Source organism: Microbispora sp. NPDC049633, from assembly GCF_040675265.1.
Lineage (GTDB): Bacteria > Actinomycetota > Actinomycetes > Streptosporangiales > Streptosporangiaceae > Microbispora > Microbispora maris.
In genome coordinates this window covers 1-23,156 of record NZ_JBFAOO010000084.1, presented here as the reverse complement: position 1 = coordinate 23,156, position 23,156 = coordinate 1, and the positions used below count along the sequence as shown (strand labels likewise).

The window sequence follows — 23,156 nt, the reverse complement described above, 5'->3', positions numbered from 1 at the left end:
CGTGTCTCGACTGTTTCGCGCGTGTTAAGGGAAAGCGCTACCCAGGCGGTCGCGGCGATAACGTCGGCCCGCCGTTCCCCGCTCTCCATCGTACGGCCTTCTCGCAGGTCAGGTGCCCAACGCGGCCGGACAGCGCGGCCCGTCGGAAACGCCGGAGAGGCCGGAGACGCGGTCGTAGGGATCGACGGGCTCGCCGGACGGCCGCGCCCCCTGGGGGTCGCCGGGGAATCGCGGATGCACGAAACCGTCATTTGCGTCGCAATTGGCGCCGAAGAGGGTCGAATTATCCGTGGCAAGCCAGACGACGAGTCTGCCGTTCTCCTGATACGCGGAGAACTCGCTCCTGTGGTGCTCGACGACCCTCGCCACGATCAGGGGCGCGCCGGGGCGGCTGACCGGGTGGACGAACAGGTAGTCCGCCGTGATCGTGACGCCTCCCCCGGCCCTCTTGGCGATCGTCGTCTCGCCGGAGACCTTCACGACGTCGCCGACCGGCTCGGCCGTGCCCGGGGCGAGGCTGAACAGCCAGGACCGGGTGCCGGTGGAACCGCCGTCGCCCAGGCGGCGCAGGAACGCCTCGCGCTGCCGGGGATGCAGCAGGCGGGCGAACGCCTCCGGGCGCTCGCCCCGCACCGTGGCCGGGTCGAGGTGCGCGGCCGACAGCAGCCGCCGTACGCGCAGCAGGGCCTGGCCGACCTCCTCCTCGGTGAGCCCGCCGAGCGCCTGCGCCGCGGGCATGACCAGCCCCTGCTCACCGTCGGCGTACCCGGTGGCGGGGGTCCCGGCGAAGGGGCCCGCGGACGGCGCCGGGACCGGCCCGTGGTCGAACAGGCCCTCCTCGCCGTCCGGAATCGGCGTGAGCACGGGCCCGGGCCGGGCGACCACCGGGCCGGAGACGACCACGTCCTCGCCGCCGCCGCCGGCGGCGGACGGACGGACGACGCCGAGCTTTTCCAGGACGTCGGGCCGCAGGACGACGACGAGTCCGAGAAGCACGACCAGGCCCGCGATCGCCGCCGCCACGGCCGGGCGGCGTCGCCGTGCCGGCGCGAACGAGGTCGTCCCGGCCGCGGCGGTCATCCGCCGGATCTCGTCCTCGTCGAACTGCGCGACCAGCGCCTCGAAGCGCGCGTCGATGTCATCGGGGTCCGCCGGCCGCACGGTTCCCTCCAAAACGCTCAGGTCGGAAGCGACTCACCATACCGGGATTTCATGCGATGGCCTGCCCATGATCTCCGGCTTCGCGGCCGGACGCCAGACCGGCGACCCTCCCCGATACGCTGGGAAACCATGAGTGACCGGCAGCCGCGTTGGACGCAGACCTGGCTCGGGGGCCCGCGGGCCGCCGGGGTGGACCTGGGCTACCCGGGGGAGCGCCTCGGCCTGCCCGAGCAGGGTCCCGGGGCGGTCGCCGGGTGGGGACGCAGGATCGGCGCCATCGTCGTCGACTGGCTGGTGTGCACCTGGGCCATCGCCGCGGGCCTGCTGCGCGTGCAGGGCGACGACCTCGGCGCGGTCGGCCTCGGGGTCTTCGCCGCGGAGTACGTCCTTCTCGTCGGCACGATCGGCATGACGCTGGGGATGCGCCTGTTCGGCATCCGCGTGGCCGGGCTCGACGGCGGGCGGCCGCGCCTCCTCGGTGTGCTGGTCCGCACGCTGCTGCTGTGCCTAGCCGTGCCCGCGCTGATCTGGGACCGCGACCGGCGCGGCCTGCACGACCGTGCGGCCGGAACGGTCGTGGTCAACCTCTGACACCGCGGGAGACCTCGGTCAGGGCTCGACGAGGCCGGCGCGGATGGCGTACCGGGTGAGTTCGAGCCGGTCGCGCATGCCCAGCTTCTGCAGGATGTTCGCGCGGTGCCTGTCCACGGTCTTCACGCTGATGAAAAGCGTCTCCGCGATGTCCTTGGCCGAGTTGCCCTCGGCGATGAGCTTGACGATCTCCTCCTCCCGGGGCGTCAGGATGCTGTCCGGCATGCGTTCACCCTGCCGGGCGCGCTGGAGGTAGTCGCGGATGAGGGCGGTGACCGCGCCCGGGTAGAGGAAGGGCTCCCCGCGCATCGCCGCCCGGCAGGCGTCCAGGAGGTCCTGGTCGGCGACCGACTTGAGCACGTAGCCCGAGGCGCCGGCCTTGAGCGCCTCGAAGAAGTACTGCTCGTTGTCGTACATCGACAGGATCAGTATCCGGACCTGAGGCGCGAGCCGTGAGATCTCACGCGCCGCCTGGATCCCGGTCATCCGGGGCATCGCGATGTCGAGGAAGGCGAGGTCGATCTCCTCCGATCGAACGGCCTCGACCGCCTCGGCGCCGTCGGCGGCCTCGGCGACCACTTCGAGATCGGGCTCCGCGTCGAGGATCAGCCGCAGCCCGCGCCGGACCAGCGCGTGGTCGTCGGCCAGCAGGATACGGGTTTTGGGGCTTCCCACGGATCAGCTCTCCTTCACCGCGTGTGGGGGTACGACCAGTCGCACGTCCGTGCCGCCGCCGGGCGGGGAGTCGACGGTCAGCCGGGCGCCGATGAGAAGGGCGCGCTCGCGCATGCCGCGGATCCCGGCGCCCTCCTTGCGGACACCTCCGCGCCCGTCGTCGGCGATGCGGAGCGTGAGCTGTCCGTTCTCCTGCGTGAGCGACAGCTCCGCGCGACGGGCCTGCGAGTGCCTGGCCACGTTCGTCAACCCCTCCTGCGCGATCCGGTAGAGGACGAGTTCGACCTCGCCGCTGAGGGCGGGCAGGGCGGGGTCGACCTCACGGGTGATCGCGATCCCGCTCGCCTGCGAGAAATCGCTGCTCAGCGCGCTCAGCGCACTGTGCAGGCCGAGATCTTCCAGGACTCCGGGCCGCAACCGTCTGGCGACCTGCCGCACCTCGTCCAGGCTGGCGCGGACCGTCTCCTGGGCGGAGCACAGCTCCTCCCGGAGCTCCTCGGGCGCCCGGTCGACGACGCGCTTGAGCGACAGCAGCGCCACCGTGAGGCTCTGGCCGATCTCGTCGTGCAGCTCGCGCGCGATCCTCTGCCGTTCCCCCTCCTGCGCGGCCAGCGCGTACGCGCTGCTGGCGCTGCGCTCGGCTTCGAGACGTTCGAGCATCTCGTTGAACGTGCCGATCAGCTGGGCGAGATCGCCGTTGCCGCTGTCGGTGAGCCGGTCGCCCGCCCTCAGCAGGTCGACCCGCCGCATGAGAGTGGTGAGTGCGCCCAGCGGGGCCAGGCTCTTGCGGATCAGCAGCGCGTTGGCCGTGATGATCAGGGCCAGCCCCACGGTCAGGACCGGGATCTCGGCGAGCAGGACCGGTGACGACACCGTGGCGGGGGAGAGCGCGAGCACGAACGTCCCGACGGTGAAGACCAGCCCGTTGATCGCGAACAGCCGCCAGAACAGGGCGCGGGCCGGGTGCCGTGCCCGCGCCGCCGCTCGGCCGCTCTGCGGGTCGGTGCGCTCGTTCACGGCTCACAGCCTGCTCGTTCTCGTACGCCGGTGTCCATGCGGGCTGCCCCCCATCGCGCGGGCCTCCCTACATGTCATACCTCTCCCGATATGGGTGCCGCACCCGATGGTGGTGAGCCGCGCCGTCTCGAAGACTGGAACACAGGAGACGACGGACGGAAAGGGGGACGCGATGACGCCGGCAGGCCTCGGTTCCCAGGCGCCGCTCGCCGCGTGGGCGGTCGCGGCCGGAGTGCTGCTGGTCGTGTCGGCCGTCGCCGCGCTCCGCGTCGTCAAGGAGGGAGAACGACTGGTGGTGTTCCGATTCGGCCGCCTCGCCGCGGTCAAGGAGCCCGGCCTCGCCGCCGTGCTGCCGGGAGCCGACCGCGCCGTACGCGTCCCGCTGGGCCCGGCCTTTCTCGACCTGCTGTGGCTCGACGCCGTGACCGCGGACGGCGTCGCGGTGACCGTGAACGGCACCGGGCTGGCGTCCGTGCGGGATCCGGCCGCGTACGCATTGGACCCCGGCCTGTCGGAGTCGGCCACCCTCGCGACCACGGAGGCGGAGATCCGCGCCCACGTCGCGGAACGCGACCTGGTGGAGCTGGCTCAGCCGACCGGCGAGAGCCTGCGCGACCTGTCGGCGAGGATCAGCCGCCGCACCCGCGAGTGGGGCGTCGAGGTGACCGTCGTCGACCTGCACCGCGTCGAGGTGCGGCTCAAGGCCGATCTCGTCCGCTGGGCCGAGGGCTACGCGGCCCGGGCGGAACGGGCCCGTGCGGAAGAGGCCCGTATGGGAGAGGTCCGTGCGGAAGAGGCGCGGAGCGGGTCCTGATCCCGGCCCTGTCACCGATCGGAGGTAGCTCAGATGGACGTGACCCGCGCCACCCTGCCCGGCGTCGCGGCCGTGGTGCACCAGTGCGTCACCCGCGACGGACAGCGCTTCGGCGTGCTCGTGGAGAAGTCCGGTCGTCGCCGGCTTCTCGTCTACGACTCCGCGGAGCCCGACACGCCGCTGCAGGCGATCAACCTGGACCAGCGCGAGGCCGATCAGCTCGCCGACATCCTGCACAGCAGGCCCGTACTCGATCGGCTCGCCCATCTGGAACGCCGCTTCGCCGAGTTCGTGGAGGCGGCCCGATGACCACGACCGAAACCGTCCGCCTTCCCGATCGATGTGATGACCTGATGCAAGCGCGCGATGTCGTTGTGAACCTGCCGACGGTGACCGTCCACGACTCCGTCGCCCGGGCCGTACGGATCATGGTGCTGAACCGGATGCCCGGATTGATCGTGGTGGACGACAGGGGACGGCCGGGATGGGTGCTTCCCGGCACGCAGGTCCTGCGTCTCGCGGTTCCCGGTGCCTACCAGGAGGATCCGGCGCTCGCCCGGGCGATCGACGAGGCCCACGCCGACCGCTTCTGGCAGGAACTGGCCGGCATAACGGTGGGAGACTGCCTGCCGTCCCAGCCGCCCAGGCCGGTGACGGTGTCCCTCGACGCGACCCTGCTCGAAGTGGCCGCCCTCATGACCCGGCTTCGCAGCCCCATCGCGGCGGTCGTCGAGCGCGACGGCACCCTGGCCGGGGCGATCACATTGGAGCGGCTGCTCACCAGCCTGGCGCTCGTCCCACCGGGTGAGTGACCGCCCCAGACAGGTCGCGGGCCGCCCGCACCCTCAGCCCGGCGCTCGTCCCGCCGGGTGAGTGACCGCCGCAGGCGAGTCGCGGGCCGCCCCGCATTTTCTCTTCGGCCGCAGACCCCGTCGCGTCCGTTCGCGCCGCGTCGCGTCATGCGGCACTTCCATGATCCGGAGGTTCGATCATTCACCGCTTCACCATGCCGTCGTCACGGCGCCGTCCCATCCGGACGCCGTGCCACGATCCCGCCCGCCGTACGCTCGTCGCCGGACCCCCGGGGCGCCGCACGTGAGCGCGGTCGTCTCCTTCGCGATCTTCCTGGTGGCCTTCGTCTTCATCGCGTCGGAGAAGGTGCACAAGGTCAAGGTGGTCCTCATCGCCGCCGGCGCGATGGCCGTCCTGGGGCTGATCCCCGGCGACGAGGTGTTCTTCTCCGAGACCGCGGGCATCGACTGGAACGTCGTCTTCCTGCTGCTCGGCATGATGATCATCGTGGGGATCGTCAAACAGACGGGGGTCTTCGACTACCTCGCCATCTGGGCGGCGAAGAAATCCAAGGGCCGGCCGTACCGGCTGATGGTCATGCTCATGGTGATCACCGCGGTCGCCTCGCCGTTCCTGGACAACGTCACGACGATCATGCTCGTCGCGCCGGTCACCGTGGTGGTCTGCGACCGGCTCCGCGTGCCGGCCCAGCCGTACCTCATCGCCGAGGTCCTCGCGTCCAACATCGGCGGGGCGGCGACACTCATCGGCGACCCGCCCAACATCATCATCGGCAGCCGCGCCGGGCTGACGTTCAACGACTTCCTGATCCACATGGCGCCGATCGTGGTCGTCATCTTCGCGGTGTTCGTGCTGCTCACCCGGGTGCTCTTCCGCAAGTCGTTCCACTACGACCCCGAGCGGGTCGCGGCGGTGATGGCGCTGCAGGAACGGCGGGCGATCACCGACCCCCGCCTGCTCGTGCGGTGCCTGATCGTGCTCGGCGGGGTGGTCGCCGGGTTCTGCCTGCACGCCGTGGTGCACGTGGAGCCGTCGATCGTCGCCCTGGTGGGCGCCGGGGTGATGCTGCTGGTGTCCCGCACCGACGTGTCCGACGTCCTGCGCGAGGTCGAGTGGAGCACCCTGGTCTTCTTCATGGGCCTGTTCGTGATGGTCGCCGGACTGGTGAACACCGGGGTCATCGCGACGATCGGCGGCTGGGCCGTCGGCGCGCTCGGTGACGACTACTTCCTCGCGGCCACGGCGCTGCTGTTCGGCTCCGGCGTGCTCGGCGCGTTCTTCGACAACATCCCCTACGTCGCCACGATGGTGCCCGTCGTCGAGGAGATGGTCGCCCAGGCCCCGGACGCGCAGACCGGGCAGGCGCTGTGGTGGTCCTTCGCCCTGGGGGCCGACTTCAGCGGCAACGGCACCGCGGTGGCGGCCAGCGCCAACGTCGTCGCCATCGGCATCGCCGCCCGCACCGGTCACCGCATCGGCTTCTGGCAGTTCACCAGGTACGGCGTCCTCGTCACCGCGCTGAGCATCACGATGGCCTGGGTGTACGTCTGGCTGCGCTACTTCGCCTGACGCCGGGTCCTACGAAGCGGCCCGCACGCACTGGAAGATCGCTGTGCCGGGCAGCAGGCGCCCGCGCAGCGGACTCCAGCCGCCCCACGTGCGGTCGTGGCCCGGTGGCCACTCCGGCTCGGTCAGCCCGGTCAGCACGAGGCCGGAGGCGGCGATCAGGCCCACCCAGTCGCCCATCGTCCGGTGGTGCTCCACGTACGACGGCTCGCCGTCCTCGCCGAACTCCACGTACGGCGACCGGTCGAAGTAGGAGCGGTCGGCGGTCAGGCCGCGCGGCCCCGGATCGTCGGGGAAGGCCCACCGGACGGGGTGGCTGACGGAGAACACGAACCGGCCGCCCGGCCGCAGCACGCGCCGCACCTCGGCCAGCACCGCCCCGGCGTCGGCCACGAACGGCAGCGCGCCGTAGGCCGAGCACGCGAGGTCGAACGACCGGTCCGCGAACGGCAGCGTCTCGGCGTCGGCCTGGACGACGGGCAGGGTCACCCCGGCGGACATGTCGATCCGCCGGGAGTGCTGCAACTGCCGGTAGGACAGGTCGACGGCGGCGACCGAAGCGCCGCGCCCGAGCAGCCACCGGCCGCACTGCCCGGCGCCGCAGCCGATCTCCAGGACCCGGCGCCCCGTCACGTCGCCCAGCAGCCGGGCGTCGGCCTCGTCCAGCCCCTCGGGGCACCACACGAAGCCGTCGTCGCGCAGGAAACCGCCGTGCTCGGCCTGGTACTCGTCGGCCGCGCCGTCCCACCAGCCCCGGTTGGCCCGGGAGGTCTGCGATCGGGAGACCGGCCGCCTGCCCACGAGGTCCAACGGCGTCAGCGCATCTTCGGGCCGCGCGGCATCCGGGCGCCCTTCGGGATGGGGCCCTTCGGCATCGGCATGGCCGGGGTGAGCGCGCGCATCCGGTTGTTGACCTCGGACACCGCGCCCTTCTTCAGGTTGCGGGGCAGCTTCATCACGTGCCGCTGCAGCTTGGCCAGGGGGACCTGGCCCTCCGCGTCACCGCACTGGATGTCGTACACGGGCACGTCGACCGCGACCCGCTGCACGCGCTTCTTCTCCGCGACGAGCATGCGCTGCACCCGGTTGGGCGGGCCCTCGGAGACGAGGATGACCCCCGGATATCCGACGACCCGGAAGACGAGGTCCTGGTCGCGGTTGACCGCGACCGGCTTCTCCTCGACGTACCAGGTGCCGCGCAGGCTCTGCAGGATCGCGTACGTCGCCCCCGGCTGGCCGTGGAGCAACGAGTACTGCGACCGCTGCGCGAAGCGGCTGAAGACGATCATCCCGACCAGTACGGCGGCGAAGACGCCGAACACGATCCACGTCCAGCCGAAGATCACGCCAAGGACGATGAACAGGACGAGCGTGCCCAGAGCCGACGCGTAGACGATCGGCATACCCTTGGGGTTCGCCTGCTGAATGATCTGTGCGACCATCCGGAGCTGCTTGAGGCGCCCCGGAGACGCTGCGTCTTTCGCCATGGTGTGAAGGATACAAACGTCGAGCTGACTTAATGAAAACGAGACTCGCCAACGCGGGCGGCGACGGCCTGCTGGTAGAGGCGGCCGGCCCGGTAGGACGAGCGCACGAGCGGGCCGGACATGACGCCGGCGAAGCCGATCTCCTCGGCCTCCTGCTGGAGCTCCACGAACTCCTCAGGCTTGACCCAGCGGTCCACGGGGTGGTGACGCGGGGTCGGACGCAGGTACTGCGTGATCGTCACCAGGTCGCAGCCGGCCTCGTGGAGGTCGCGCAGCGCCTGGGTGATCTCCTCGCGCTCCTCGCCCATGCCGAGGATGAGGTTCGACTTGGTGACGAGCCCCGCCTCACGGGCCATGCCGATGACCGCCAGCGAGCGCTCGTAGCGGAACGCCGGCCGGATCCGCTTGAAGATCCGGGGCACGGTCTCGATGTTGTGCGCGAAGACCTCGGGCCTGCTGGAGAAGACCTCCTCGAGCTGGCCGCGGTCGCCGTTGAAGTCCGGCACCAGCAGCTCGACGCCGCACCCGGGGACCGCCTCGTGGATCTGCCGGGCGGTCTCCGCGTAGAGCCAGGAGCCGCCGTCGGGGAGGTCGTCACGGGCGACGCCGGTCACCGTGGCGTAGCGCAGGCCCATCTGGCGCACCGACTCGGCGACGCGGCGCGGCTCGTCCCTGTCGTACTCGGCGGGCTTGCCCGTGTCGATCTGGCAGAAGTCGCAGCGCCGCGTGCACTGGTCGCCGCCGATGAGGAAGGTCGCCTCGCGGTCCTCCCAGCACTCGGAGATGTTGGGACAGCCCGCCTCCTGGCACACCGTGTGCAGCCCGGCGCCCTTCACCAACGACTTGATCTCGTTGAAGTTGGGGCCGTTGCGCAGCCGCGTCTTGATCCACGGCGGCTTCTTCTCGATGGGGGTCTGGCTGTTGCGCACCTCCAGGCGGAGGAGCTTTCGGCCTTCAGGAGCGACGGTCATGCGACATCCTTCGCAGCACTCCGCGGCAGCGGTCCGCGGGCCCGGGGTCCGAGCGGGGGCACGGGGCCCGGCGCCGTACGCGGGCCTGCGTGCCTGTCGGAACGCTCGTTCACGAACCCAGCTTATTACCTGCCTTCAGGTGATCCGGGACAGCTCCCGGACGGCGCGGGCGAGGTGACGGGACAGCTCGGCGTCGATCCGGTCCGACTCGCCCGGGCCGAGGCCCACCGTGCCGTCCTCGACGCCGGCCGATTCGAGCAGGACGGCCCGCAGCGCCGCCGGCGGCTCCGCCTGCCGGCTCGTCTGCTCGGCGAGGGAGTCCTGCCTGCGCGCGGCCACGAGGCCGGGGGAGGCGTCCCTGGAGAGCACGGCACGGCGGATCTCCTCGGCCGTCTCCCCGCGCCTGGCCGCCGCCATGACGGGGGTGAGGCGGCTTTCCGCCGTGGTGAGGGCGTCGGCGTACTCGGCGAGGGCACGCGACGAGACGGCGCGGGCCGCGACCTGGTCGGCGTAGTAGACGGCGTGCTGCGACTGGGCGGAGACGAGCCGGCGCAGCGCGAGCTCGGCGAGGAACAGCGGCCACGCCAGCACCCAGCCGGTGATCTTGCCGATCGCCTGTGACGCCATCCTGCCCCCCGGGACGGTGCTTCTCATATCGAGCAGGGGGTCGCCGCTGACGTCGCGCGCGAGCTCCGCTCCGAGCATGCCGGCCCGCTCCCGCGGCGTCAGGGTGAGCAGCAGCGGGAGGCCGACGAGCAACACGGGCCGCCGTCGCAGCCCGGGCCGCAGGCAGGCGCACTGGAAGAGGCGGTCGTGCAGGTAGATCGCGGCGGGTGGCGCCGCCCCGGCCGCGCCGGCCAGGAGGGCGGCCGTCACCGCGTGGGCGACGGCCGACACGGCGTCGGTGAGCAGCCGGGCGGCCGGACCGAGCCCTGAAAGTGCAATGCATTGCAACTTTACAGTAGGGTGCAGAAATGGCCGAGGGGCTGCGGGAGCGCAAGAAGCGGCGGACGCGGCAGCGCATCGCCGAGGTGGCGGTCGGGCTGTTCGTGGAGCGCGGATTCGGCAACGTCACGATGGCCGAGGTCGCGCAGGCCGCCGAGGTGTCGGTCAACACCGTCTACAACTACTTCCAGGCCAAGGAGGACCTCGTGCTCCCGCCCGAGGAGGCGTCGCCCCGGAGGCTGGCCGACATCGTGCGGGAGCGGCCGCCGGGCCGGTCGGCGGCCGTCGCGGTGCTGGAGCGCCTGCGCCGGGAGATACACGGGCGCGAACGCGCGGTCGGGCTGAGCGCGGGATTCGGGCGCGTGCTGGAGATGATGCGGGCCGCCCCCACGCTGACCGCCCGGCTGGAGGACCTCGGCCGCCGGATGACCGACGAGCTGGCGGCCGAGCTGGCCGAGGAGACCGGCGCGGACGCCGGCGATCCGCTGCCGCGCGTGGTCGCCTGGCACATCGGCTGCCTCCACTCGCTGGTGTACGCCGAGATCGGGCGGCGTACGACGGCGGGGGAGAGCCCGGACGCCATCGCGGCCGCCGTGCTGGAGCTGCTCGACGTCGCCGAGAGCCTCCTGGGCGAGCGGGTCCGCGACTACGCCGTACGAGAGGGACGACCGTGTTCAGAGTGACGATCAGAGGAAAGTTCAAGGGCCTCGACGACGCCGGCCGGGCCGCCGTGACGGCGGCCGGCGGCGCGGCCTACACCGAGGGCGGCGCGTTCACCTGCGACGCGAGCGTGTCCGCCTTCACCTTCCGCTGCCAGGTGCCCGCGGGGCCGGACGACGGCGAGGACGAGGCCGCGCTCGGAGCGCTGGCCGCGCTGGACGCGCACGGGCATCCGTACGAGATCCTGCGGGTCGCGGTGACCGACATGCGACAGATCAAGATTCGCCGGAAGGGCCGCGGCGCGTAGCCGTCAGGCGATGTCCTCCTCGTACAGGTCGTACGGCTCCTGGCCGAGGGCCTCGGCGAGACGCTTGCCGGCGAACGGGATGACCTCGTCGACCGTGATCCGCCTGCCGGTCTCGGCCGACAGCGACGTGACGCCGGCGTCGTCGCCCGTGATGCGGGTGTACCAGCTCAGGTCGTTGACGCAGTTGAGCGCGAAGCCGTGCATGGTGACCCCGCCGGAGACCCGGATGCCGATCGTGCCGAGCCGACGGTCGGGCAGCCCGTGCGCGGGGTCGCCGGGCACCCACACCCCGCCGGCGCCCTCCACCCGGCGCGCCGTCAGCCCGAAGTCGGCGCAGACCTGGAGCAGGACCTCCTCCAGCGACCGCACGTAGGAGACCACGTCGCCGATGCGGATGATGGGGTAGCAGACGAGCTGACCCGGGCCATGCCAGGTGATCTTTCCGCCCCGGTCCACGTCGATGACCGGCGTGCCGTCCACCGGCCGCTCGTGCGCCAGCGTCCGCTTGCCCGCGGTGTAGACGGGGGCGTGCTCCAGCATGAGGCACAGGTCGGAGATCTCGTCGGCCGCCCGCCGGGCGTGCAGCCGCCGCTGCAGGGTCCAGGCCTGCTCGTACGGTACGTCGACGCCCAGGCGGACGATGGCCACGCCCTTCAGGTTCCCATCGCCCATCACGTTCACAGCGTAGAGGTGAGCAGCCGGGGCTCGATACGCAGCTCCTTCACACCGGGCCCGTCCCGCTCGATCCGGTAGGCGTACCCCTCGGGGTCGATGGTCACGGCCTGGATGAACTCCGTGCCCACGTAGTGCAGCGCCACGCCCTCGTCGGCGGCGTACCCCTCGGGCAGCTCGCCCGACGCGACCGACTCGTGCAGCAGCGTCCGCCGCTGGGGGTCGGAGTTGTAGTGGACGCCGCAGGAGTAGGGGAGCAGGCCGAGACCATCGGCCCAGGGCCGCAGCGCCGGCCCGAACGAGTCGGTGTTGCCCCCGACGTGCCAGCACAGCGCGCCGGCGCTCTGCCCGGACAGCACGATCCCCGCCCGCCACGCCTCGGCGAACGCCTCGTCCAGGCCGTGCAGCCGCCACAGCGCGGCGAGGTTGGCGACGCTGCCGCCGCTCACGTAGATCGCGTCCTGCTCCAGGATCCACTCGCGGGGGTCCTCGACGTTCGGCATCGGGAAGACCGTCAGATGGCTCACCTCGACGTCCCAGCGGGCGAACGCGCCGTACATCCTGAGCAGCCAGTCGGCGTCGTCGCCGGTGGCGGTGGCGAGCAGGCCGAGCTTGGGGCGGTCCTGCCCGGTCAGGTCGAGGACGTAGCGCAGCAGGGCGGTCGGCTCGATGAAGCCGTACCGCTCGGTCTGCCGGAACGATCCACCCCCGATGGCGACGATGTGCGACTGCCCGATGCGGCTCATGCCCACCACTTCCGTTCCCGGATCCAATGACTTCTCAGAGTACGGCGGCCAGCGCCTCGCCGACGGTGGGATGGGCGAACCGGTGACCCGCGTCGAGCAGCCGCCGGGGGAGCACCCGCTGCCCGGCGAGCAGCGCCTCCTCCGCGAACTCCCCGAGCGCCAGGCGCAGCGCGAACCGCGGGGCGGGGACCGGCATCGTCGGGCGCCGCAGCGCCTTCGCCAGAGCGGCCGTGTACTCGGCGTTGGTCACCGGCTCGGGAGCCGTGAGGTTCACCGGCCCGGCCAGTTCGTGCGCCAGCAGGAAGCGGACCGCGTCCACCCAGTCGGGCAGCGAGATCCACGAGACGTACTGCCTGCCGCTGCCGAGCACGGCGCCCGCGCCCATCTTGAAGATCGGCAGCATTCGGGCGAGCGCGCCGCCCCGGCCGCTGAGCACCATGCCGCTGCGCAGCAGCGTCACCCGCGCGCCCGCCTCCGCGGCGGGCTCGGTGGCCGCCTCCCAGCCGCGCACCAGATCGACGAGGAAGCCCCGGCCGGGCGGTGCGGACTCGTCCACCGCCCGGTCGCCGGTGTCGCCGTAGAACCCGATCGCGGAGGAGGACAGCAGCACCCGCGGTCCGCCCTCGGCGCGGGCCAGCGCCTCTGCGAGGGTCCGCGTGCCGTTGACCCGGCTGTCCACCAGCTCCCGCTTGTACGCCTCGGACCACCGGCGGTCGCCGATCCCGGCGCCGGCCAGGTGGACGACGGCGCCCGCGCCCTCCAGCGCCCCCGGGTCGAGCACGCCGTTCGCCGGGTCCCAGAAGCGCTCACCGGGCCCCGCGGGAGTGCGGCGCACCAGGCGGCGCACCTCGTGCCCGTCGGCGCGCAGCGCGTCGACCAGGGCCGTTCCGAGTAGTCCCGAGGAGCCCGTCACCACTGTCGTCATTGTCTCCACGTATGGATCATTACCCCTGGAACGAGCGGTTGCGCGGCGCGCAGGTCCTTCGAAGGCCGCGAGCGGGTCTCGACCCGGGCCGGAGACGGCGAGGGCCGCCCCGCGAAGCGCGGGACGGCCCCAAAGCGTCCGGGCGTACGGCTCGCGCCGGCCCGGGGTACGGCTACGCCAGGCCGAGCTGGGCCTCGAAGCGGCCCTCCTCGAGACGGTTCTTGATCGTCGTGAGGAAGCGGGCCGCGTCGGCGCCGTCGACCAGGCGGTGGTCGTAGCTGAGCGCGAGGTACACCATCGAGCGGACCGCGATGACCTCGCCCTCCGGGGTGTCCACGACGACCGGGCGCTTGACGACCGCGCCGGTGCCCAGCATGCCGACCTGCGGCTGGTTGAGGATCGGCGTGTCGAACAGCGCGCCCCGGCTGCCGGTGTTGGTCAGCGTGAACGTGCCGCCGGTGATCTCGTCCGGGCTCACCTTGTTGGTGCGGGTGCGCTCGGCCAGGTCGGCGATCTTACGGGCGAGCCCGGCGATGTTGAGGTCGCCCGCGTTCTTGATCACCGGGACGAGCAGGCCGCGCTCGGTGTCGGTCGCGAAGCCCAGGTGCTCGACGTCGAAGTAGGTGACCTCGTTGGTCTCGCTGTTGATCGTGGCGTTCAGCTTCGGGTGCTGCTTGAGCGCCTCGATCGCCGCCTGGGCGAAGAACGGCATGAACGACAGCTTCACGCCCTCGCGCCGCAGGAACTCGTCCTTGGCCCGGTTGCGGAGCTGCGCGATGCGGGTGACGTCGACCTCGACCACGGTGGTGAGCTGGGCCGAGACCTGCAGCGACTCCACCATGCGCTTGGCGATGGTCTGCCGCAGGCGCGACATCTTCTCCGTACGGCCGCGCAGCGTGGTGTCGGCCTTCACCTCGGGCGCCGGGGCGGAGGCGGCGGCCGGGGCTGCGGGCGCCTGGGCCGGGGCGGGCGCCGCCTGCGGAGCCGCCGGAGCGGCGGCAGCGGCGGCGGCCTGCTCGCGCTGGACGCGGGCGGCCTCGATCACGTCCTGCTTGCGGATCCGGCCGCCGACGCCGGTGCCGGTCAGCGCGTCGAGGTCGACGCCGTGCTCGGCGGCGAGCTTGCGGACCAGCGGCGTGACGTACGGGCTCTCACCGGACGACGGCAGCGGGGTCGGCTCGCTCGGCTGCGCGGCCTGGGCGGGCGCCTGCGGCTGCGGGGCCGGAGCCTGCGGAGCCGGGGCGGGCGCCGGGGGCGCCTGCTGCGGCGTCACCACGGCGGGCGCGGGCTGCGGAATCGACGAGATCGGCGCCGCCGCGGGCTGTGCGGGAGCGGGCTCGGGCGCCGCCGCCTGCGGCTGCGGGGCCGGCTCGGGCTCGGGCTCGGGCTGCGGAGCGGGGGCCGGAGCCGCCGGCTCGGCGGCGGCCGGAGCGGCGCCCGCCTCGGAGTCGATCAGGGCCAGCTCGGCGCCGACCTCGACCGTCTCGTCCTCGGCCACGATGATCTTCGTCAGGTAGCCCGCGGACGGCGAAGGGATCTCGGTGTCGACCTTGTCGGTCGACACCTCGAGGAGCGGCTCGTCGGCCTCGACGCGGTCGCCTTCCTTCTTCAGCCAGCGGGTGACGGTGCCCTCGGTAACGCTCTCGCCGAGCTGGGGCATGGTTACGGAGACCGGCATGGTGTGTCTTCTCTCGCGTTCGCTAGGAGGGCTTCAGTTGTGGACGTGCAGCGGCTTGCCGGCCAGGGCCAGCATCGCCTCGCCGAGGGCCTCGGACTGGGTCGGGTGCGGGTGGATCAGCTGGGCGACGTCGGTGGCCGTGGCCTCCCAGTTGAAGATCAGCTGGGCCTCGGCGATCAGCTCGCCCACCCGGCTGCCCACCATGTGGACGCCGAGCACCCGGCCGTCGCGCTCGGCGATGACCTTGACCTCGCCCTGAGTCTGCAGGATCTTGCTCCTGCCGTTGCCCGCGAGGTTGTAGTTCAGCTCGACGACGTCGTGACCGCGCTCGCGGGCGACCGACGTGGCGATGCCCACCGACGCGACCTCGGGCTCGGAGTAGGTGATGCGCGGCACGCCGTCGTAGTCGATCGGCACCGGGTTGAGCCCGGCGATGTGCTCGGCGACCAGGATGCCCTCGGCGAAGCCGACGTGGGCGAGCTGCAGCGTGGGGATGAGGTCGCCCACGGCGTAGACGCCCGGCACGCTGGTCTGGCAGAACTCGTTGACGAGCACGTAGCCGCGCTCCATCGCGACGCCGTTCTCCTCGTAGCCGAGGCCGGCCGAGACCGGGCCGCGCCCGACGGCGACGAGCATGATCTCGGCGTCGAGGGTCTTGCCGTTCTCCAGGGAGACGACGACCCCGGTGTCGGTGGTCTTGACGCTCTCGAACCTGGCGCCCAGCTCGTACTTGATCCCGCGGCGGCGGAACGCGCGCTCCAGCAGCTTGGAGCTGGACTCGTCCTCCAGCGGCAGCAGGTGCGGCAGCGCCTCGACGATCGTGACCTCGGCCCCGAACGAGCGCCACACGCTCGCGAACTCGACGCCGATGACGCCGCCGCCCAGGATGACGACCGAGGACGGGACCCGGTCGAGGACCAGCGCGTGGTCGCTGCTGATCACCTTCTCGCCGTCGATGTCCAGGCCGGGCAGCGACTTCGGCACCGAGCCGGTCGCCAGCACGACGTTGCGGCCCTCGTACACCTGGTCGCCGACCACGACGCGGTTGGGGCCGGCCAGGCGGCCCTCGCCCTCGACCACGGTGATCTTCTTGCTCTTGATGAGCCCGGCCAGGCCCTTGTAGAGGCCGCCGATCACCTTGTCCTTGTACGCGTGGACGCCCGGGACGTCGATGCCCTCCAGGCGGGTGCGGACGCCGAACGACTCACCCTCGCGGGCCTGGTCCGCCAGCTCGGCCGCGTGCAGCAGCGCCTTGGTGGGGATGCAGCCGCGGTGCAGGCAGGTGCCCCCGACCTTGTCCTTCTCGATGAGGACGACGTTCATGCCGAGCTCGGCCGCCCGCAGGGCACAGGCGTATCCACCGCTACCGCCACCTAGGACGACGATGTCGTAGGGGCCGCTGCCATCAGCCACTGGAATGCTCCTTGGTCGTATTCACACCGCCGGAAGGACCCGGCAGCATCTTTTCACTTGTCCCGGAAGTTCGTGGCCCCGGCCCGGGGCCCGCCGCGGGCGAGCCGCGACGGGGCCGTTCCGAGGGCCGTCTCCCTGTTTAAACAGCCTGCGCGGACGTGCCGTTCCCCGCGTAGCGCTCGGCGACCGCGACGAGCGTGCGGGTCATCGCGCCGGTGCCGCCCTTGGGGGTGTAGCCGTGCGGCTCGCCCTTGTTGAACGCCGGGCCGGCCATGTCGATGTGCGCCCACTGGACGCTCTCGGGCACGAACTCGCGCAGGAAGATGCCCGCGGCGAGCATGCTGCCCCACCGCTCGGGCTGGAGGTTGGCGATGTCGGCGACCGCGGAGTCGAGCCCTCTGCGCAGCTCGGCGGGCAGCGGCATGCCCCAGGCGCCCTCGCCCTGCTCGCCGGCGATGCGGACGACCTCCTCGCGGAGGGCGTCGTCGTTGGCCATCACGCCGGCCGTACGCCAGCCGAGCGCGACGATCTGGGCGCCGGTCAGGGTAGCGACGTCGATGATCACGTCGGGTTCGTCCTGGGCGGCGCGGGCGATGCCGTCGATCAGCACCAGACGGCCCTCGGCGTCGGTGTCGAGCACCTCGACCGTCTTGCCGCTGTAGGTGTGCAGGACGTCGGAGGGGCGCTGCGCGCTTCCCGAGGGCATGTTCTCGGCCAGGCAGAGATAGCCGACCGCGTTGACGCGCAGGCCCAGCCGGGCGATCGCGACGAGCGCGCCGAACACGGCTCCCGCGCCGCCCATGTCGGACTTCATCCAGTCCATGGAGGCGGACGGCTTGAGCGACAGGCCGCCGGAGTCGAACGTGATGCCCTTGCCGACGAAGGCGACCTTCCGGGTGGCCTCGGGGTGGCTGTAGGCGACGCGGACCAGGCGCGGCGGATTGACCGAGCCCTGGCCGACGCCGACGATTCCGCCGTAGCCGTCCTCCTTGAGCCTGACCTCGTCGAGCACCTCCACCGAGAGGCCGGCCTTGCCGCCGGTCTCCTGGGCGATCTCGGCGAAGCGCGCGGGCCACAGGTCGGACGGAGGCGTGTTCACCAGGTCGCGGACGAGGGCGACGGAGTCGGCGAGCGTCGCCGCGTGGGCGGCGGCCTCCTCGGCCCCGGCGGCGCCGGACAGGACGGCCAGCTCGCCGACCGGAGCCTTGCGGTCGCCTCCGGTGCGGTACCGCGTGAAGTCGTAGGCCCCGAGCAGACCGCCCAGCGCGACGGCCTCCGCCTCCTCAGCCGTACGGGCGGGCAGGGCGAGCGCCGCGGACGCCGTCCCGGCGAGGGAGCGGACGGCCGCTCCGGCCGCGCGGCGCAGGGTTTCCAGGTCGTAGCCGTCCTCGGGCGCGTCGCCGAGGCCCACGGCGACGGCGACGGGCGCCGGCAGCGCCCCGAAGGTCGGGATCTTGACGACTTCCTCGGCCTTGCCGGTGAACCCCATCGTGGTGAGGATCTCGGCCAGTCGTCCGTCCAGGGCCTGGTCGAGGCCTTCGCCGCCCGGGGCGGGGCGTGGACCTTCCGGGGTCGTGTGGACGCCGATTATGAGAGCTCCGGTCTCGATGGAGACCGCGTCAGATGCGTTTATGCGCACTGTGGTCACGTGAGCCGATGCTAGCTGGGCTTACTCGGCTACGCATAAACGAGGGTTCATCCTACCTATCAGTAGGGTGGATGGTGCCAGTGGAAGTAGCACCATCGCGTCACTTCGGGTAGATGGTGCTAATGTGAATAGCACTATGTTGCTCACGCTCGATCTCAACGATCCGCGGCCCCTGCACGAACAGGTGGCCGCCGCCGTCAGGCGCGCGATCGGGGCCGGGGACATCGCCCCGGGCGATCGGTTGCCGCCGGCCCGCGACCTGGCCCGCGCGCTGGGCGTCAACGCGAACACGGTGCTGCGCTCGCTGCGCGACCTGCGCGACGAGGGCCTGCTGGAGTTCCGCCGCGGGCGCGGCGTGTCGGTGCTGCGCAGACCGGACGGCCGTGAGGCGCTGAGGGCGCGGGTGCGAGACCTGCTCGACGAGGCCGCCGGATACGGCCTCACCGCGGACGACGTCGTCGCCCTCGTCAGGGACATCGGCGAAGACCTCGGCAACGACTCCGGCAACGACCCCGGCAAGGACCCCGGCAAGGACCCCGGCAAGGACTCCAGCGAGGAGACGGCATGACCGATCCGTACGACAGCTCACCGACCGACGTCCGCGCGCGGCTGATGGTGGCCATCGCGGGCTGGGCCGTGCTGGTCGCCGCCGTGCTGGTGGCGGTGCCACTGGCGTTCGCGGACCGCCTCCCCGACCCGCTGGCCACCCACTGGGGGTCCTCCGATGGGCCCGACGGCTCCATGCCGTTCACCGCCTTCATGATCCTCCTGATCGGGATGTGGGCCGTCCTCGCGGTGATCGGCCTCGGGGTCGCCGCGCGCCGCCGTAACCTGGCCCGCCGGGTGACGCGCGCCTGGTTCTGCGCCGGGCTGGCCTGGGCGGGCGGGTTCATGGTGACCACGCAGGCCGTCACGATCGGCGCCAACCTCGACCGCGGTCACTGGACCCGCGCGGAGGACGTGGGCTGGCAGGTCGCGGTGGTCCTCGCCGCGCCGATCGCGCTCGGGGCGCTGGGCTGGCTCGCGGGGCGGCCGGGCCCGGACGTCCCCGCCGCGTCTGCGGAGACCGGACCGCTGATCGACCTCGACCCCGGGAAGCGGCCGGTGTGGGTCTCCACCACCACCGCGCGCTGGGCGGCCGGGCTCGCGCTCGTCTCCCTCGCCGCCGCGGTGGTCATCGCGGGCGTGGCCGTGACCGGCCGGTTCCCCGGCGGCTGGGGCGGTGTGGTGCCGCTCGCTCTGGTGGGTGTGATCGGCACGGTGCTGTCGTCGGTCTCGGTGCGGGTCGTCCCCGAGGCGCTGACCGTGTCGGTCGGTCCGCTGCGGTGGCCCTCGCGCAGGGTGCGGCTCGAGCGCGTGGAGCGGGCGTGGGTGGAGGAGCGGTACCCGGCCCAGGTGGGCGGATGGGGCTTCCGAGGGCTCCCGGGACGGGCCACGATCATGATCCGCGGTGGCGAGTGCCTGGTCGTCCGATACGTCTCAGGCGGCGAACTGGCGATCACGGTGGACGACGCCGCCACGGGCGCCGCTCTCGTCAACGCCCTCGTCGCGCGTCGGCACTCCGCCGCGGGAAGGTGATGACGGTGATGCGGCGTCACGGCGACGTCCGGCTGTTCCTCCTCGTCGCGTTCGCGGCCTCGTGGCTGATCGCGCTGCCCGTCTGGCTGGGGGCCGCTCCGTTCGGCGGGGCCGCCTTCCAGATCCTCGGCATCCTGATCATGTTCACCCCCTCCCTCGGCGTACTGGCCGTGTGGCTCACCCGGCGGCGCGGTACGACGGCGCGGCAGTGGGCGCGGGCGACCGGGCTCACGTTCGGCCCGCGGCGGGGGAGGACCGCCGCGCTCCTGGCGGCGGCCCTGATCGGCGTGCCGCTTCTCGTGGCCGTCGCCCTGCTGGTGAGCGCCGCCGTGGGCGTCGTGCGCCTCGACGTCGCCGGGCTGAGCCTCTACCGCGCGCAAGTGGCCGCCGTCCTCGACCAGATGCCGCTGGACCCGAGGGTCCTGTACGCGGTTCAGGTCGCGCAGGCCGTGCTGATCGCCCCGATCCTCAACGCGATTCCCGCGCTCGGGGAGGAGTGGGGCTGGCGGGGCTGGCTGCTGCCCCGCCTGCTCGGCGACCCGGCGGTCTCGCCCACACCGGCCACGGGGGAGTTCGGCAGTGGGGAGCCCGGGACTTCAGAAGCCGGCACCGGGGAGTGGCGGCCCGCCCGGGTGTGGCCCGCGCTGGTGCTGTCCGGTGTGATCTGGGGTCTGTGGCACGCCCCGCTCACGCTCAAGGGGTACAACTACCCGGCGCTCGGCGCCTGGGCGGCGGTGCTGTTCGTCGGCTTCTGCGTCATATTCGGGGCGCTGCTCGGCTGGGTGCGGCTGCGCTCGCGCAGCGTGTGGCCCGCGGTCGCCGCGCACGCCTCGGTGAACGCCACGACCGGCCTGGCGCTGCTCCTCGGCGACGCGGCCGCCCCGCCGAACCCGGCGCTCGCCGGGATCAGCGGGATCGTCGGCTGGGTGCTGCTCGCGCTCGTCGTCCTCGTCGTCTACCGGCTGCGTCCCATCGCCGTACCGCGCTGACGCGCGCCTCCCGGGGAGTCCCCGGCTGTCACAGCAGCAGGACGGCGGCCAGCAGCGTCACCGTGGTGGCCGTCTCCACGAGGGCGCCGAGCACGTCGCCCGTGATGCCGCCCAGCCGCCGTACGGCCCGGCGGCGCAGCAGCGCGGCGGCCCCCAGCCCGGCGGCCATCGCCAGCAGCAGCCCGGCGGGCGCGAGCAGGTACGGGTCGACGGTCAGATGGGACAGCAGTCCGGTGGCCCGCGGACCGGTATCGCTGATCGACCCGGCGTAAGGGCTCAGGCCGGAATAGTCGGCATAACGGCGCTCGAAGCCGGCGGGGAACAGCGCGCCGAGGTCCAGGACGACCCGGGTCCCGTCGGCGGCCGGCACACAGAAGGCCGGTGCGCCGATCACCGCCACCAGGGCGAGCACCGCCACGACGACGGCCGACCCGAGGGTGGCCCCCATCGCGGCGCCCCGCCGTACGGTGCCGGCGACGAGCGCGCCGAGGCCGGCGGGCCGGGCCGGGGGTACCCCCTCGCGGCAGGCCCACGTGACGGCCAGCCTGCCGGTCACCGCCGCGGCCACCAGCGCCACCCAGGCGACGGCGTCGCCCCCTGACAGCGCGGCCACCTGGACGAGCAGGGCGATGACGGCGGTGACGACCCCGAAGGGGCCGATGTCGGAGCGTTTCATCACCTCCAGCGCTCCGTCGGACGGTTTGCCGCTGCCGAGCCCGTCGGCCAGGTCCGCGAGTCCGTCGAGATGCAGGGCCCGCGTCAGCCACGCGAGCGCGCCCACCGCGAGGACGGCGCCGAGCAGCGGGGAGCCCGACAAGGAACCGGTGACGACGAGCACCACGGCCCCGGCCAGGCCGAGGACCACGCCGACGAACGGCGCCAGTGCCATGGCGCGTCCCACGACGACGCGGCCGGCGTCCACCGGCCGTACGGGGAGGATCGTGAGCGTCCCGACCGCGAACCGCCAGGCCGCGCCAAGTCCGCTAGTGCGAGGTTCGTCGGACACGAGGGGAAAGCGTAGTTCTCACGAGGGCAGGGGAACGACCCGTCCGGCGATCACCAGGGCGACGTCCTCGGACTCGCGGGCGAGGCCCTGGTTGAGGCGGCCGAGCGCGTCGCGGAACAGACGTCCGGCGGGGGTGGCCGGGATCACCCCGAGGCCGACCTCGTCGCTCACCGCCACCACGCGGGCGCGGGCGCCGCGCCAGGCGGCCACCAGCGCGTCGCACCGCCGCGACACCCGGTCGAGCGCCGTGCGGTGGTCGTCCGCGGGGGTGCCGTCCGGCCAGGCGGCGCACTCGTCGAACACGGCGGCCAGCCAGGTGCCGATCCCGTCGACGAGGAACGTCCCCGAGCCGGCGGACAGGACGGCGACGAGGTCGGTGGTCTCCACGGTGCGCCAGTGCGCCGGGCGCCGCTCCCGGTGGGCCCGTACGCGGGTCAGCCAGGCCGGGTCGTCGCCGCCGGAGGGCCCGGTGGCGACGTAGGTCACGTCGGGTTCGGCGGCCAGGCGGAGCTCGGCCTCCTCGGACTTGCCGGACCGCGACCCGCCCAGCAGCAGCGTCCGGCGTGGCAGCGCTCCACCCGGCCGTACCCTGAGCGCAGCCTCCGCGCTCGCCGTGCCGGCCGTGTCCACGACGGTCCCGTCGGGGACGGCCGTCGCGCCCCAGAAGCCGAGGCGGCGGGCCAGTTCGTCCTCGGTCGTGACACGGTGGTCGAGACGCACCGCGATGATCCGCGTCGCGGGCGTGACCCGTCCGCGCCGGCGCAGGTCGCCCAGCCGCTCCGGCCGGTCGGGCAGGTCCATGAGCACCACGTCGAAGGGCACGTCCTCGCCCCGCGCTCCGGCGGACGGTCCCACGGAGCAGAGCAGGCGGCCGCCGTCCGGGCCGGTGACCTCGCAGCCGTCGGCGGTGTGGCGGATCCGGTAGCCGCCGGGCAGGCGGGCGTCCGTGAGCCGTACGCGGCCGTCGACCACGATGGAGAAGGGGAGGCGGTGGCCGGGGGCGAGCCGGCCGCAGGACGCGCAGGGACAGCCGGGGGCGGGCCAGCCGTCCGGGCCTCCGGTTCCCTCCAGACGGACCTCCATGCCGCTCCTCTCCAGCGTCTCGGGTGATCGGGCGGCCCCGACCCTAGCCGCGGCCCCAGGGGGAGGTGGAGGCCGGGGAGGAGAGGATAGGGTCCGGCTGCACGGCCTTTGTGCCGTACCGGTCCCGGCGCGGGGACGGCCAGGAGTCGAAGGAGCGGGTGCGGATGATTTGGCGGTGGCGTTACGAGGACGCGAACGGCGGCGAGGTCACGGACCGGCCGCTGCCGAGGGAGATCTTCTCCAGCCAGTCCGACGCGGAGTCGTGGCTGGGGGAGAGCTGGCGCGAGCTGCTCGAGGCCGGTGTCGAGCAGGTCACGCTCATGGAGGACGAGCGGGTCGAATACTCGGGGATGTCCCTGCGCGCCGCCGAGTGAGCCGGGCGGGGGCCGGGACCGCGACGGGCGCGGTCCC

At 72.7% G+C, this 23,156-nt stretch carries 26 protein-coding genes; 11 read left to right on the top strand and 15 right to left on the bottom strand.

Going from position 1 to position 23,156, the window contains the following annotated elements:
• Window positions 1-108 precede the first annotated feature (108 nt).
• Complete coding sequence (locus AB0J39_RS21840; protein WP_363467546.1) at window positions 109-1,161, bottom strand: hypothetical protein; 1,053 nt, start codon at window positions 1,159-1,161, stop codon at window positions 109-111.
• Window positions 1,162-1,290: 129 nt separating this feature from the next.
• Between AB0J39_RS21840 and AB0J39_RS21835 the strand changes: the two genes are divergently transcribed.
• Window positions 1,291-1,752: an RDD family protein gene (locus AB0J39_RS21835; protein ID WP_363467544.1), complete on the top strand. Its 462-nt coding sequence runs from the start codon at window positions 1,291-1,293 to the stop codon at window positions 1,750-1,752.
• Window positions 1,753-1,770: 18 nt separating this feature from the next.
• Here AB0J39_RS21835 and AB0J39_RS21830 read toward each other — a convergent pair whose 3' ends face one another.
• Both AB0J39_RS21830 and AB0J39_RS21825 read right to left on the bottom strand, forming a co-directional pair.
• A complete protein-coding gene (locus AB0J39_RS21830) occupies window positions 1,771-2,427 on the bottom strand; it encodes a response regulator transcription factor (RefSeq protein ID WP_363467541.1) in 657 nt (218 codons plus the stop codon).
• Between the two features lie 3 nt (window positions 2,428-2,430).
• Window positions 2,431-3,444, bottom strand: a complete 1,014-nt coding sequence (locus tag AB0J39_RS21825; protein ID WP_363467539.1) for a histidine kinase — start codon at window positions 3,442-3,444, stop codon at window positions 2,431-2,433.
• A gap of 172 nt (window positions 3,445-3,616) precedes the next feature.
• On the opposite strand from AB0J39_RS21825, the gene AB0J39_RS21820 reads away from it, so the two are divergent.
• The 4 genes from AB0J39_RS21820 to AB0J39_RS21805 all read left to right on the top strand — a co-directional run bounded on the left by AB0J39_RS21820 (window position 3,617) and on the right by AB0J39_RS21805 (window position 6,640).
• Window positions 3,617-4,258, top strand: coding sequence for an SPFH domain-containing protein (locus AB0J39_RS21820; RefSeq protein ID WP_363467536.1), 642 nt, complete (start codon window positions 3,617-3,619; stop codon window positions 4,256-4,258).
• 33 nt (window positions 4,259-4,291) lie between these two features.
• Window positions 4,292-4,567 carry a hypothetical protein gene (locus AB0J39_RS21815; protein WP_363467534.1) on the top strand — a complete coding sequence of 92 codons (276 nt, stop codon included), beginning with the start codon at window positions 4,292-4,294 and terminating at the stop codon, window positions 4,565-4,567.
• A gap of 44 nt (window positions 4,568-4,611) precedes the next feature.
• Window positions 4,612-5,070: a CBS domain-containing protein gene (locus AB0J39_RS21810; RefSeq protein WP_363467532.1), complete on the top strand. Its 459-nt coding sequence runs from the start codon at window positions 4,612-4,614 to the stop codon at window positions 5,068-5,070.
• A 283-nt stretch (window positions 5,071-5,353) separates the two neighbouring features.
• Entirely contained in the window at window positions 5,354-6,640 is a 1,287-nt protein-coding gene (locus AB0J39_RS21805) for an ArsB/NhaD family transporter (RefSeq protein ID WP_363467530.1), read from the top strand.
• Between the two features lie 9 nt (window positions 6,641-6,649).
• Here AB0J39_RS21805 and AB0J39_RS21800 read toward each other — a convergent pair whose 3' ends face one another.
• The 4 genes from AB0J39_RS21800 to AB0J39_RS21785 all read right to left on the bottom strand — a co-directional run bounded on the left by AB0J39_RS21800 (window position 6,650) and on the right by AB0J39_RS21785 (window position 10,049).
• Window positions 6,650-7,447, bottom strand: a complete 798-nt coding sequence (locus tag AB0J39_RS21800; RefSeq protein ID WP_363467528.1) for a class I SAM-dependent methyltransferase — start codon at window positions 7,445-7,447, stop codon at window positions 6,650-6,652.
• Window positions 7,448-7,452: 5 nt separating this feature from the next.
• Window positions 7,453-8,124, bottom strand: coding sequence for a DUF4191 domain-containing protein (locus AB0J39_RS21795; RefSeq protein WP_363467525.1), 672 nt, complete (start codon window positions 8,122-8,124; stop codon window positions 7,453-7,455).
• Window positions 8,125-8,153: 29 nt separating this feature from the next.
• The gene (gene lipA / locus AB0J39_RS21790; RefSeq protein WP_363467523.1) at window positions 8,154-9,095 is read right to left on the bottom strand and encodes a lipoyl synthase; all 942 of its coding nucleotides are present in this window, start codon (window positions 9,093-9,095) and stop codon (window positions 8,154-8,156) included.
• Between the two features lie 135 nt (window positions 9,096-9,230).
• A complete protein-coding gene (locus AB0J39_RS21785) occupies window positions 9,231-10,049 on the bottom strand; it encodes a hypothetical protein (RefSeq protein WP_363467520.1) in 819 nt (272 codons plus the stop codon).
• 20 nt (window positions 10,050-10,069) lie between these two features.
• Here AB0J39_RS21785 and AB0J39_RS21780 point away from each other — a divergent pair, with 20 nt between their 5' ends.
• Entirely contained in the window at window positions 10,070-10,723 is a 654-nt protein-coding gene (locus AB0J39_RS21780) for a helix-turn-helix domain-containing protein (RefSeq protein WP_363467518.1), read from the top strand.
• Complete coding sequence (locus tag AB0J39_RS21775) at window positions 10,720-11,007, top strand: DUF6204 family protein (protein WP_363467515.1); 288 nt, start codon at window positions 10,720-10,722, stop codon at window positions 11,005-11,007. The genes AB0J39_RS21780 and AB0J39_RS21775 overlap by 4 nt, the downstream gene beginning before the upstream one ends.
• A gap of 3 nt (window positions 11,008-11,010) precedes the next feature.
• On the opposite strand, the gene lipB is transcribed toward AB0J39_RS21775, so the two are convergent.
• From lipB to AB0J39_RS21745, 6 genes are all read right to left on the bottom strand, one after another.
• Window positions 11,011-11,679 (bottom strand): lipoyl(octanoyl) transferase LipB, encoded by a 669-nt coding sequence (lipB, locus tag AB0J39_RS21770; protein WP_363467570.1) that lies wholly within the window; start codon window positions 11,677-11,679, stop codon window positions 11,011-11,013.
• A 5-nt stretch (window positions 11,680-11,684) separates the two neighbouring features.
• On the bottom strand, window positions 11,685-12,425 hold the full coding sequence (locus AB0J39_RS21765) for a peptidase E (RefSeq protein WP_363467512.1): 741 nt from the start codon (window positions 12,423-12,425) through the stop codon (window positions 11,685-11,687).
• A 34-nt stretch (window positions 12,426-12,459) separates the two neighbouring features.
• Window positions 12,460-13,350 carry a TIGR01777 family oxidoreductase gene (locus AB0J39_RS21760; RefSeq protein WP_363467509.1) on the bottom strand — a complete coding sequence of 297 codons (891 nt, stop codon included), beginning with the start codon at window positions 13,348-13,350 and terminating at the stop codon, window positions 12,460-12,462.
• Between the two features lie 172 nt (window positions 13,351-13,522).
• Complete coding sequence (sucB, locus tag AB0J39_RS21755; protein ID WP_363467507.1) at window positions 13,523-15,028, bottom strand: 2-oxoglutarate dehydrogenase, E2 component, dihydrolipoamide succinyltransferase; 1,506 nt, start codon at window positions 15,026-15,028, stop codon at window positions 13,523-13,525.
• A gap of 33 nt (window positions 15,029-15,061) precedes the next feature.
• Complete coding sequence (lpdA, locus tag AB0J39_RS21750) at window positions 15,062-16,441, bottom strand: dihydrolipoyl dehydrogenase (protein WP_363467504.1); 1,380 nt, start codon at window positions 16,439-16,441, stop codon at window positions 15,062-15,064.
• A 139-nt stretch (window positions 16,442-16,580) separates the two neighbouring features.
• Entirely contained in the window at window positions 16,581-18,089 is a 1,509-nt protein-coding gene (locus AB0J39_RS21745) for a leucyl aminopeptidase (RefSeq protein ID WP_363467501.1), read from the bottom strand.
• Between the two features lie 124 nt (window positions 18,090-18,213).
• On the opposite strand from AB0J39_RS21745, the gene AB0J39_RS21740 reads away from it, so the two are divergent.
• From AB0J39_RS21740 to AB0J39_RS21730, 3 genes are read left to right on the top strand one after another with little or no spacing between them, the layout of a single operon-like run.
• A complete protein-coding gene (locus tag AB0J39_RS21740; protein WP_363467498.1) occupies window positions 18,214-18,657 on the top strand; it encodes a GntR family transcriptional regulator in 444 nt (147 codons plus the stop codon).
• The gene (locus AB0J39_RS21735) at window positions 18,654-19,667 is read left to right on the top strand and encodes a hypothetical protein (RefSeq protein ID WP_363467496.1); all 1,014 of its coding nucleotides are present in this window, start codon (window positions 18,654-18,656) and stop codon (window positions 19,665-19,667) included. The genes AB0J39_RS21740 and AB0J39_RS21735 overlap by 4 nt, the downstream gene beginning before the upstream one ends.
• Before the next feature lie 8 nt (window positions 19,668-19,675).
• Window positions 19,676-20,656: a CPBP family intramembrane glutamic endopeptidase gene (locus tag AB0J39_RS21730; protein WP_363467568.1), complete on the top strand. Its 981-nt coding sequence runs from the start codon at window positions 19,676-19,678 to the stop codon at window positions 20,654-20,656.
• A 28-nt stretch (window positions 20,657-20,684) separates the two neighbouring features.
• Here AB0J39_RS21730 and AB0J39_RS21725 read toward each other — a convergent pair whose 3' ends face one another.
• Window positions 20,685-21,662, bottom strand: a complete 978-nt coding sequence (locus AB0J39_RS21725; protein WP_363467493.1) for an adenosylcobinamide-GDP ribazoletransferase — start codon at window positions 21,660-21,662, stop codon at window positions 20,685-20,687.
• Window positions 21,663-21,680: 18 nt separating this feature from the next.
• Window positions 21,681-22,745, bottom strand: a complete 1,065-nt coding sequence (locus AB0J39_RS21720; RefSeq protein ID WP_363467491.1) for a bifunctional adenosylcobinamide kinase/adenosylcobinamide-phosphate guanylyltransferase — start codon at window positions 22,743-22,745, stop codon at window positions 21,681-21,683.
• 164 nt (window positions 22,746-22,909) lie between these two features.
• On the opposite strand from AB0J39_RS21720, the gene AB0J39_RS21715 reads away from it, so the two are divergent.
• Entirely contained in the window at window positions 22,910-23,119 is a 210-nt protein-coding gene (locus AB0J39_RS21715) for a hypothetical protein (protein ID WP_346225737.1), read from the top strand.
• The last annotated feature ends 37 nt before the right edge of the window (window positions 23,120-23,156 follow it).